This is a genomic window from Nostoc sp. C052 (genome assembly GCF_013393905.1).
Taxonomy (GTDB): domain Bacteria; phylum Cyanobacteriota; class Cyanobacteriia; order Cyanobacteriales; family Nostocaceae; genus Nostoc.
This window is the reverse complement of record NZ_CP040272.1, coordinates 6065433-6077747: the sequence shown is the minus strand read 5'-3', so window position 1 is coordinate 6077747 and position 12315 is coordinate 6065433. Positions and strand designations below refer to the sequence as shown.

At 41.7% G+C, this 12315-nt stretch carries 7 protein-coding genes and 1 other RNA gene; all 8 read left to right on the top strand.

Annotated elements, in window-relative coordinates; all coding sequences use genetic code 11:
• Positions 1–253 precede the first annotated feature (253 nt).
• Positions 254–406, top strand: a complete 153-nt coding sequence (locus FD723_RS25120; protein ID WP_179067796.1) for a lmo0937 family membrane protein — start codon at positions 254–256, stop codon at positions 404–406.
• Positions 407–647: 241 nt separating this feature from the next.
• A complete protein-coding gene (locus tag FD723_RS25115; protein WP_256874920.1) occupies positions 648–1172 on the top strand; it encodes a pentapeptide repeat-containing protein in 525 nt (174 codons plus the stop codon).
• Positions 1169–2335 carry a 5-(carboxyamino)imidazole ribonucleotide synthase gene (locus FD723_RS25110; RefSeq protein ID WP_179069279.1) on the top strand — a complete coding sequence of 389 codons (1167 nt, stop codon included), beginning with the start codon at positions 1169–1171 and terminating at the stop codon, positions 2333–2335. The genes FD723_RS25115 and FD723_RS25110 overlap by 4 nt, the downstream gene beginning before the upstream one ends.
• Before the next feature lie 60 nt (positions 2336–2395).
• A non-coding RNA gene (gene ssrS, locus FD723_RS25105) (6S RNA) lies at positions 2396–2579 on the top strand.
• 356 nt (positions 2580–2935) lie between these two features.
• Positions 2936–8338 carry an ATP-binding sensor histidine kinase gene (locus tag FD723_RS25100; RefSeq protein ID WP_179067795.1) on the top strand — a complete coding sequence of 1801 codons (5403 nt, stop codon included), beginning with the start codon at positions 2936–2938 and terminating at the stop codon, positions 8336–8338.
• A 166-nt stretch (positions 8339–8504) separates the two neighbouring features.
• Positions 8505–9770: a pitrilysin family protein gene (locus tag FD723_RS25095; RefSeq protein WP_179067794.1), complete on the top strand. Its 1266-nt coding sequence runs from the start codon at positions 8505–8507 to the stop codon at positions 9768–9770.
• An 89-nt stretch (positions 9771–9859) separates the two neighbouring features.
• Positions 9860–11152, top strand: a complete 1293-nt coding sequence (locus tag FD723_RS25090) for a pitrilysin family protein (RefSeq protein ID WP_179069278.1) — start codon at positions 9860–9862, stop codon at positions 11150–11152.
• A gap of 380 nt (positions 11153–11532) precedes the next feature.
• The gene (locus FD723_RS25085; RefSeq protein ID WP_179067793.1) at positions 11533–12255 is read left to right on the top strand and encodes a cyclase family protein; all 723 of its coding nucleotides are present in this window, start codon (positions 11533–11535) and stop codon (positions 12253–12255) included.
• Positions 12256–12315: the final 60 nt, after the last annotated feature.

Here is a 12315-nt window from a genome sequence, read left to right as displayed (position 1 = left end):
CTTTACCCGACTTATGCAAGAAGTCTAGTGTATCCCGACAAGAAAGCAAGCTACGCGTAGCAAGTCTTGTCTGCGACATCGTAGAGAAACAACGTGACCTCAATTAGTTTTCAACCTGAGTTAAATTAGTTTTCTCTCTCAAGAGCGATGATTTAAAGTTATATACCTCTCTGAAGATAAATAGAATCAAAGTCAAGGTAGGAGTAAAGTATATGAGCAAATAAAAACTTACTTGAATCAGAGCAAATATTATATGTTGAGTATAATTTGGGGCATTGTTGTTGTACTGATTGCTTTTTGGGCATTGGGACTGGCACTTCATATTGCCGGAAATTTAATTCATGCAGTGTTGCTTTTAGCCATTGCCCTTGCTATCTATAATTTTTTCAAAGCGCGTGATGTGTGAATATAGCGGTTAATTTTCCTGTTGAGGTAGATTTGTAAAAAAGATTTAAGTGTACCTCAGTGGCTTCAGAAAAGCTATATCTTGAGTGCGATCGCTGCTAATGGTCAGAAGTGATGTCTACAAACTGCGACGCATCTGACCTTTTTGCGTTACAAAATATTAAGCTAAAGAAATACACATCTCCCAAATCCAGTAGCAAGACTGAATCAGTCTTGCTAACATTCAAATGCGGTAAGCTTAAATGCAGCGATTAGACACCAAATTGGCTCTCGATATCCTTTGGCGGCAAGGGTTGGCGTTCCTTCTAGGAATTATTATCTGGTGTGTGGCTGATCCCGCACTGGCAGTAGACTGGACTCATCCACTGTCATTTAGTAATGCAGAGTTATCAAGACGTGATTTTTCTGGACAGAGTTTGCAAGCTGCGGAGTTTTCTAACGCCAATATGGAACTGGCTAACTTTGCAAACGCTGACTTGCGGGGAGCAGTCATGAGCGCTTCGGTGATGACAAAAGCAAATCTCCACGGAGCGGATTTAACGAATGCAATGGTCGATCAGGTAAACTTGACTAAGGCAGATTTGAGCGATGCAGTTTTCAAAGAAGCTCTTTTGCTCCGCGCTATCTTTAATGATGTAAATATAGACGGTGCAGATTTTACAGATGCAATTTTGGATAGAGCGCAAATCAAAGAACTGTGCGGTAAAGCCAGTGGCGTGAATTCCAAAACAGGTGTGCAAACTCGTGATTCTCTAGGATGTCAATGAAGCGTGTTGGTGTAATTGGTGGCGGACAACTTGCCTGGATGATGGCGGATGCAGCACAGAAGCTAGGAGTAGAATTAGTAGTACAAACTCCTAGCGTTCACGACCCGGCCGTGTCAATTGCTGAGGAAATCGTTTTCGCTCCGGTAGATGACGCTAGTGCTACAGAGATATTAGCTAAAAAATGCGATGTCATCACCTTTGAAAACGAATTTGTTGACCTGCAAGCTTTATCTTTTTTAGCACAGCAAGGCGTTTGTTTCCGCCCCAGATTAGAAGCTTTAGCCCCTCTTTTAGATAAATATCATCAGCGTTGCTATTTAAGCGATTTGGGTTTACCTGTTCCGCAATTTTTCGCCCTTGACGAGGTGGAAAATATCAAATCAAAAATAGAATATTTAGGTCTTCCAGCAGTCCTCAAATCTAGACGCCACGGTTATGATGGTCAAGGTACTTTCATAATTCAGGATTTTGCTACTTTGGAGCAAAAGCTAAGTGATGAAAGCACAACAAAGACTTTAAATCAATCACTTTTCTTGTTAGAAGAATTTGTACCTTTTGAACGGGAACTAGCAATAATTGCAGCTCGTTCTGTAGAGGGGGAAATTGTCACTTATCCAGTAGTGGAAACCCAACAAGAACAACAAGTGTGTCGGCGGGTGATTGCGCCAGCTGAGATTACTCCCAATCAAGTAGCAGAAATAGAAGCGATCGCACATACTCTATTAAATAGCCTAGAAGTAGTGGGAATTTTTGGAATTGAGCTATTTATCCGTGCTGATGGCCAAATCTTGGTAAATGAAATTGCCCCCCGTACTCACAATTCTGGGCATTTTTCTCTTGACGCCTGCGAAACTTCTCAGTTTGAGCAGCATCTTCGAGCTGTTTGTGGTTTACCTTTGGGAAATCCAGCTTTGCAGTGCCCTGGTGCTGTAATGGTGAACCTACTGGGATATGAAAATTCTCACAGCGACTACCAAAGCCAGCGTCAACAAATAGCAGAAATTCCCCAAGCGCACGTTCACTGGTATGGGAAGACAGAATCACGTCCTGGGCGAAAGTTGGGACATGTTACTGTTTTGCTGGATAATCAAAATCAAGAATCGGCAAATGCATACGCCAACGACATCGCCCACACCATAGAATCTATCTGGTATCCCAGGTAAATAGATCAGAAAGTTTCGATATTGAACACACAACATCTTTTGAAAAGCTATAATGAGTGAGTTGCACTACGACGTTGGTGACTGCCATCAAGTTTTTTGATCTATGCCTTTAATGACAAGGGAGTCAACTGTTCTCGTGGCAGTATACCGGGCATGTACCCGGAAACTTTAAACGAGGAATTTAGGTTCCCACCTGGATAAACCCAGGTCATAAACTTAGGTAAAACGGCGTCGCGGTGAACTTAAAATTATTAGCTCCCAAATTCTAATTGACTTTGGGAGCTTTAATTATTTCAATCAGTTGCAAATGAGCCAACTGAAATTAAAAGGGAACGGGCAACAGCCAACGGGAAAATCCCTATAATTCAAATCAGGGAATTTGTATGAGAACGTATTTTTTCTTGTACTACGAGTCGCCGTAAAAAATATTTTTATTCCTTTCAGAAAGAAATTTAGGGCGCTGTTACCCTATTATTCGGGGCTAATTTTTCTATTCCCTGTTCCCGCCCCATTGACACAGCCTCTTGTAGAGAAGGAGCTTAGTAAATGTTGCCATGTTTTTGGGAACTCTAGATACTGAGGTATTCAAAATTAAGCCGTATGGTCAGCATTCCCGGATATCACGTTAGCAAAGAACTCTACAACGGTTCTCGAACCTTAGTTTATCGCGCTAATCGAGAGACTGACCAAAAATCTGTGGTGATTAAGCTGATGAAAACTGCTTATCCCAGCTTCAGTGAATTGGTACACTTTCGCAACCAGTTCACCATCGCCAAAAATTTGAATCTACCTGGAATCATCCAAACCTACACCTTGGAACCCTATCAGAATGGCTATGTGTTAGTGATGGAAGACTTTGGGGGAATTTCCTTGAAGAAATGGGGAGTGGGGGGAAGGGTAGAATCTCTGATAGAGTTTTTACAAATTGCGATCGCTCTGTGTGATACCTTAGATATTCTAATTCGTAATCGGATTATTCACAAAGATATTAAACCCGCCAATATTTTAATTAATCCAGAAACTAAAGAAGTTAAGTTAATTGACTTTAGTATTGCATCTCTGCTACCACGAGAAACTCAGATATTGATGAGTCCTAATGTATTAGAAGGAACATTAGGCTATTTGTCTCCAGAGCAAACTGGACGAATGAATCGGGGGATTGATTACCGTACCGATTTTTATTCTTTGGGTGTAACTTTTTACGAATTACTAACAGGGCAATTACCATTTCAATCGCACGATCCAATGGAATTGGTACATTGTCATATTGCCAAACTTCCGCTATCCCTTCGGGAAGTCAAAAGTGAAGAGATTCCGCAAGTGTTGTCAGACATAGTAATGAAACTGATGGCGAAAAATGCCGAAGACCGCTATCAGAGTGCATTTGGGCTAAAATATGATTTAGAAAATTGTTTGGCTCAACTGAATGAGACTGGGAAAATTGTAAGTTTCCCAATTGCTCAACGGGATGTGTGCGATCGCTTTATTATCCCAGAAAAACTCTATGGTCGTGAGCATGAAGTTGAAATTCTACTAAAAGCCTTTGACCGCGTTACTAACAATCAGACAGAATTAATGCTGGTGGCTGGTTTTTCTGGTATTGGTAAAACTGCTTTAGTTAACGAGGTTCACAAACCTATTGTCCGGCAACGGGGCTACTTCATTAAAGGCAAATTTGACCAATTTAATCGGAATATTCCCTTCTCCGCTTTTGTACAGGCGTTTCGAGACTTAATGGGACAATTACTGAGTGAAAGTGATGTCCAATTGTCAACTTGGAAAAATAAAATTTTACAAGTGTTGGGCGATCAAGGACAAGTTATTCTTGAGGTAATTCCCGAATTAGAACAAATTATTGGTCAACAACCACCTGCAACTGAACTTTTACCAAGTGCGGCCCAGAATCGCTTCAATTTACTCTTCCAAAAGTTCATTCAGGTATTCACGACAAAAGAACATCCATTAGTAATTTTCCTTGATGATTTGCAGTGGGCCGATTCTGCATCACTCAAATTGATGCAACTGTTGATAAGCGAGTCAGGAAGTGGATCTTTACTTTTAATTGGGTCTTATCGAGATAATGAAGTATCTACCACGCATCAGTTGATGTTGACTTTAGCGGAGATTCGCAAAGCCAATGCCACAATTCACAGCATTACTTTAGCTCCGTTAAGTAAAGCTAGTTTAAATCAATTGGTGGTTGATACCTTGAGTTGTTCAGATAAAACTGCCCAACCTCTAACAGAACTCGTCTATCAAAAAACTCAAGGAAATCCCTTTTTTGCAACACACTTTCTCAAAATATTATATGAAGATGGACTGATTACTTTTAATGCCGATCAAGGGTACTGGCAATGTGATATTGTTGCTGTCAAAGCACTTGCCCTTACCGATGATGTTGTAGAGTTCCTAGCGCTACAGTTGCAAAAGTTGCCAGCATCAACGCAAAATGTGCTGAAATTAGCTGCGTGCATTGGCAACCAATTTGATTTGCGAACCCTAGCAATTGTTTCTGAACAGTCGGAAACCGAAACGGCAGCATCTTTATGGAAAGCTTTACAAGAAGGCTTAGTTTTACCTACTACTGAAGTTTATAAATTCTTTCAATATAGTGGGCATGATTCTGACTCAAACCCATTAAATGGCAATTTCCAAGTCCCCATCTACAAATTTTTACATGACCGGGTACAACAAGCGGCTTACTCTCTGATTCCAGGTGAGCAGAGACAATTTACCCATCTTAAAATTGGTCAATTACTCTTGCAAAATACCTCTGAATCACAACAAGAGGAGCGGATTTTTGAGATTGTCAGTCAGTTGAATCGAGGAATATTACTAATTACTCAACCGACTGAACGTCAACAATTAGCTCAGTTAAATCTGAATGCTGGTCGCAAAGCAAAAGAAGCTACTGCTTATGTTGCAGCAATTCATTACTTCTATTCTGGAATGCAGTTGTTACCAATTAATAGTTGGGAAATTGCCTACGAATTGACTCGAAGTTTACACGAAGAAGCTGCTGAAGCTGCCTTTCTCAACCATGAATTTGACCAGATGGAATCTCTTATCCAGGTCGTCATCGAAGAAACAACCACCTTACTGGATAGGGTGAAAGTTTATGAAGTTAAACTCCAAGCCGATCAGGTACGGAATCAATCATTCAAAGCGATCGCAATTGGGCGTGAACTTCTCGCCCAACTTGGGGTAATATTACCTGAATCAGTAACACCTCCAGACATTCAGCAATATGTAGTAAACACGCTCTCCATATTGGCAGGCAGAAGTATTCACGGCTTAATTGATTTGCCATTGATGGATGATACCAAAGCTTTGGTTGCTTTGCGGATTATGGCTAGCATTGCTCCCGCCATCCACCAAACTGCCCCTTATCTGTTCCCAATTATTGCTTGCGAAGAGGTGAATTTATCTCTTAAATACGGCAATGCACCACTCTCTGCACCAGGATATGCAGATTTTGGAATTGTACTTAATACTTGTAACCAACTGGAATTAGGCTACGAATTTGGCCAGCTAGGTTTAATGCTTGTGGATAGATTTCAAGCAAAATCTGTTCAAAGCATGACTATATTTAAGGTGGCTGCATTGAATCAATGTAATAAACAACATGTTCGGGACTCAATTAGTTTATTACAGGAATCTCATAATATTGGATTAGATACAGGCGACTTTTTTCATGTGCTGGCATCGATGATTTTCAAATTATTCTACGTCTATTTAAGTGGCACAGAAGTTTTGGAAGTGTTGCTAGTAGATATCAAAAACTACGAATCTAATTTTGCCAAAAATCAGCGCTTATTAAATTGGTCTAATATAGTCTGTCAAAGTATTAACAATTTAACTGCATATAGCGATAATCCAGAATACCTCCTTGGTGAATCTTGTCAAGAAGAACAACTTTTATCTTCGCTGATCGAAGAGAACGACGAATTAACACTCCATATATTTTTCTTAAGTAAGTTAATACTCAGTTATCTGTTTGAGAATTTTCCGGCGGCAGTTGAAAATGCAAATCAGGGAGAACAATACCTCAACAGTGCGGCAGGAATGTTATCTGTGCCTGTTTTCTACTATTATGATTCTCTGTCTCGTCTGGCTGTCTATCCAACGGCTGAACCATCTCAACATGAGCAATTACTCTTAAAGGTTGGCGAAAATCAAGAAAAATTGCAGTTTCGAGCCAACTTCGCACCAATGAATTTTCAGCACAAATTTGATTTGGTGGAAGCAGAACGGCATAGAGTTTTGGGCGAAAAAATAGCAGCAATAGAATTATACGATCGCGCCATAACTCTAGCTAAAGAAAACCAATATATCCAAGAAGAAGCTTTGAGCAATGAGCTAGCTGCCAAGTTTTACCTCGACTGGGGTAAACCAAAAATCGCCCAAGTTTATATGCAGGAAGCTTATTACTGCTATGCTCGCTGGGGCGCTAAAGCCAAAACTGAGGATTTAGAAAAACGCTATCCTCAACTCCTGGCACCGATTTTACAAGGGCAACATCATCGCTTTCAAGTGAATTCAACCGTCGAGGCATTATCATTTCCACATCAAACCATCCATACAAATCTTTCTAGCAGCAGCATTTCGGAAGCCCTTGATTTTGCCACCATCTTTAAAGCCTCACAAGCTCTCTCTAGTGAAATTCAATTAGAGCAATTACTGACTACTCTTTTGCAAGTGGTAATGGAAAATGCTGGGGCACAAAAAGCTGCATTATTTGTACTCCAACAGGACAATTTAGTAGTTGAAGCTGTAGCTACCATCAATGAAGGAGTCACTCTGGTATCCGCACCATTGTCAACCAGCGAAGACATTCCCATTACACTGGTAAACTATGTCAAACGCAGCTTAAAAACTATTGTGCTGGATGATGCAACAGCACAAACTGATTTTATTGCCGATTCATATTTTATGCAGCAACAACCTAAGAGTGTGTTGTGTACGCCGATGTTAATCCAAGGTAAACTCATCGGGCTGCTCTATCTAGAAAATCCGCTAACAATTGGTGCATTTACAAGCGATCGCACCGAAGTTATCCAACTGCTATGCGCTCAAGCTGCTATTTCTCTAGAAAATGCCCGCCTTTATCAAGAATCTCAAAATTATGCCCAACAGTTAGAGCGATCGCTACAAGAATTGGAGCATACCCAATTACAAATGGTGCAAAATGAAAAAATGGCAACCTTGGGTAATTTGGTTGCTGGGGTGGCACATGAAATTAATAATCCGATTGGATTTCTCAAAGGCAGTCTCAACAATGCCGAAGATTATATCCAATCCTTACTTGCTCATATCCAATCCTACCAACAACATCATCCCACTCCAGCGATCGCAGTCATTGAGCATGGCGAAGAAATTGACCTAGAATTCCTAACTGAAGACTTACCAAAATTAGTAGGCTCGATGAAGGTGGCTTCAGAAAGGATCAAAGATATTAGCATCAGTCTCCGCACCTTCTCCAGAGCCGATACAACCGAGAAAGTTGCTTGTAACCTCCATGAAGGGATTGAGAGTACGCTGTTGATTTTGAAGTATCGCCTCAAAGCTAACGAAAAACGTCCAGCAATTGAAGTTATCACCGAATACGGAAAATTACCACCAGTTAAGTGCTTTTTAGGACAGCTAAATCAAGTATTTATGAACATCCTCGCTAACGCTATCGATGCCTTGGATACTTCCTGTGAAAGGCTTTCTTTTGCACAAGCCCAAGCCAATCATCACCAAATACTGATTCACACCGAAGTATCCAGTGAACAAAATATAGTAACAATTCGCATTAAAGATAACGGTCAGGGGATGCCAGAGGAGATTAGATCGCGGATATTTGACCACCTATTTACAACAAAAGAGGTTGGGAAAGGAACGGGATTAGGATTAGCGATCGCTCGTCAAATTGTCGAAGAAACCCATAATGGGCGGTTGAGTTGTAATTCTGTGCTTGGCGAAGGAACAGAATTTGTCATTGAGATTCCAGTGTTTTAACTAATTCGCGATTTTCCTCTGAAAGCATAACGCGTCTAATTTTTCAGTAGTGCAGAGAACAGCGATCGCATAATTCTGCAAATCTGTATAATTTGATTCTAAATTAGGTATCGTTCAGAGTTAAGATGACACAATTGCGTCAAATTGTGGTTAAAACTACAAAAAATTGTTAAAACAACTAACTAATACCGTATTTCCAGCCTCAGTCTTCCGACTAGAGAGTGGTTTAACTTTTATTCATCAAGAAATTCCCACCACTCCCGTAGTTGTGGCGGATGTTTGGGTGCGTGCTGGAGCCAGCCTAGAGCCAAAACCGTGGTTTGGTATGGCGCACTTTTTAGAACACATGATTTTTAAAGGTACGGCGACGCTACCCCCTGGGATGTTCGATTCCAAAGTTGAAAATCGGGGTGGCGTGAGTAATGCAGCCACAAGCTATGATTATGCTCATTATTCACTCACCACAGCCGCCCCTTATTTAAAAGATACCCTGCCCTACTTGGGAGAACTCCTGCTCAATGCAGCAATTCCAGAAGATGAATTTAGCCGCGAACGGGATGTGGTACTAGAGGAAATTCGCTCTTGTCAGGACGATTCCGACTGGATAGGATTTCAAGCGCTGATTCAAAGCATCTATCCACATCACCCTTACGGACGTTCGGTGTTGGGTACGGAGCAAGAACTGATGCAGCAGTCACCAGAAGCAATGCGCTGTTTTCACCAAGCCCACTATCAGCCGGAAAACATGACGGTGGTAATTGCCGGAGGTATAGCCCAGCAACCAGCTTGGGAAATGGTAAATCATTCATTTGCTGATTTTGCTGAACGCTCGAATTGTCCGCAGTTTGAGAAAGTGGCAAAGCCAGTCATAGCAGGTATTCACCGTCAAGAACTGTGTTTACCACGCATAGAGCAAGCGCGATTGTTGATGGCGTGGCTAGTACCCGGAGTAGAAGATATCCGTACTGGCTATGGTTTAGATGTGTTGTCAGTATTATTGGCAGAAGGGCGGACTTCGCGTTTAGTGCGTGATTTGCGCGAAGATTCGCAATTGGTACAGGGAATTTGCAGTAGTTTTTCTCTACAACGGGAATCCAGTTTATTTACAATTACTGCCTGGTTGGAACCAGAAAATCTAGAAGAAGTTGAGTCCTTAATTTGCGCTCATTTAGATGATTTGCAGACTAAAGGAATTAGCGAACAAGAACTTGCTCGGATACGTAGGCTGCTATGTAACGAGTACGCGTTTTCTACTGAAACGCCAAATCAACTGACAGGGCTTTATGGGTATTACAATACCATCGCCCAAGCTGAATTAGCTGTGACATATCCCCAGCAAATTCAGTCTTTTGATGCCCAAGAACTGCAAAAATTAGCTAAACAGTATCTCTCGCCGGAGAATTATGCGGTTACTATACTTAAACCGTGTTAGTCATTAGTCATTAGCGACGAATGACCAAGAACATAGACGCGCCAGCGGCTTCCCGCAGGGTAGGACAAATGACAAAGGACAAAGGACAAATGACAACCTTGCTGCAAAAATCGCCCATCCATCGCACCGTATTGAACAATGGGATTGTCGTGCTGGTGGCAGAAAATCCGGCTGCGGACATTATTGCAGCGCGAATCTTTGTGCGTGCTGGTAGTTGTAATGAAAACCGGGAGCAAGCAGGGTTGGCACATTTGCTCTCAGCAGTGATGACAAAGGGATGCGATGGACTTTCTAGCTTAGAAATTGCCGAAAAAGTCGAGTCTGTAGGGGCGAGTTTGAGTGCCGATGCTGGCACTGATTATTTTTTGCTATCTTTCAAGACGGTAACATCCGATTTTGCGGAAATTTTAACATTGGCAGGGCGGATTTTGCGATCGCCAACTTTTCCCGAAACTCAAGTAGAACTAGAACGGCGTTTAGCACTCCAAGATATTCGTTCCCAAAAAGAGCAGCCGTTCAATGTCGCCTTTGAACAAATGCGGCAAGTAATGTACCAAAATCATCCCTACTCGATGTCAGTGCTAGGAGATGAATCCACGATGAGCCGCTTAACTCGTGAGGATTTAGTGGAGTATCACCAAACTTATTTCCGTCCAGATAATATAGTAATTAGTATTGCTGGTAGAGTCACACCCACAGACGCAGTGGCATTGGTGGAAGAAGTTTTTGCTGATTGGCAAGCTACAGCCCAAGCACTGCCAATACTGAATTTACCTGAGATTAAGATAGAACCGCAGGTAAGACTAAAGCCAATACAGACACAACAATCAATCGTGATGCTCGGTTATTTAGGAACAGCAGTGAGTTCTGTTGACTACGCCCCACTGAAATTGCTGTGTACCTACCTGGGAAATGGGCTTTCTAGCCGCTTGTTTGTCGAATTACGAGAAAAACGCGGTTTGGCTTACGAAGTATCCGCCTTTTACTCCACAAGGCTATTTCCAGCGTCCTTTGTGGTTTATATAGGTACAGCACCGGAGAATACCAGTACTGCTCTAGAAGGACTGCGTACAGAAGTAGATTTATTGTCTACCACCGAAGTATCCGAAAGCGCACTCCAAGCTGCTAAAAACAAGATCCTGGGGCAGTACGCTTTAGGTAAACAAACGAATGGGCAAATTGCTCAAATATACGGCTGGTATGAAATTTTAGGCTTAGGAATTGATTTTGACACCAAGTTTCAAGAATTGATTACGGCTGTGAGTGCCCAGGATGCGATCGCCGCAGCTTGTAAGTATTTAAAAGAGCCTTACTTATCTTTGGTTGGTCAAGAAGAAGCAATTAATCATGCAATGTCTACGACGGGCGGAGCCTACGCATAGGCTCACTCTTATTCTCCCCTTTTTGAGAATAATTAGAGAAAAAGCATATTGAATTCTGTGCCGCAGCTACACCTGTCGGAGACATCACACAATAGAGATATGAGTGAAAAAAATGTAGAGACGTAGCACTGCTACATCTCTACAAGGGTTTTGGATAAAGCATATTTAATTTCTGGAGATGTCTAGTTTTAAAGGAGAAGAAAGCTAGAGACAGGATGAAGTTTTGCATCTTATTTAATCCACATTCCTTAGTATAGGGACAGTAAAATCGATTTAAAAACGTTCTAATTGTAGTAATATCTTTGCGTAGGTGTAGCCCAAACCAAGCATCGCACCTGATTAAAAAAAATCCCTGAGTACAAATAGAATAGAAGGCTGGGATGATACAACCCCAAAGTCAAAATAGTATCACCTACACGCGCGTTATCCACCTAAGTCATGTAATTGACGTAGATATTCCCCAATGGTCTGGAGATCCCACAGTAGAGTTTGAAACTGTGGCTGAACTAAATAATGATGGCTATTACCTGCGGCGTTTCTCCTTGGGGGAGCATAGCGCTACCCATATCAACGCTCCTAACAGTTTTCATAGTTCTGCTCTGGGAATTGACCAATACCCCGCCCAGTCTTTAGTTGTACCTGCGGTGGTCATAAATATTTGCCAAGCCACAGCGGATAATTCTGATTATGCCCTGACTATTGCTGATGTTTTGGCTTGGGAAGAAGAACACGGTGAAATTTCTTCTGGCTGCCTAGTTTTACTGAATACTGGTTGGGAAAAAAAGTGGTTTGATAAAAGTGCATTCCTCAATCATGATGCTCAAGGGATTCCCCACTTTCCAGGATTTGGCAGCGATGCCACTCAATTTTTACTGGATGAACGGCAAATAATTGGGGTAGGAATTGATACTCATGGCGTGGACCCTGGACAGGATAACAGTTTTGCGATTAACCGCTTGGTATTGGAAAAACCGCGCATTGTGTTAGAGAATCTGACAAATTTGGATCAACTGCCACCTAAAGGTACTACTCTAGCGATCGCACCTCTAAGATTACGTGGTGGTTCTGGTTCTCCGGTAGGAGTATTGGCCTTAGTGCCTTAACTTTTATATCGATATTTGGCGATCGCGCCAATTTCCTAAACTTGAGGATAACCTAGAAAG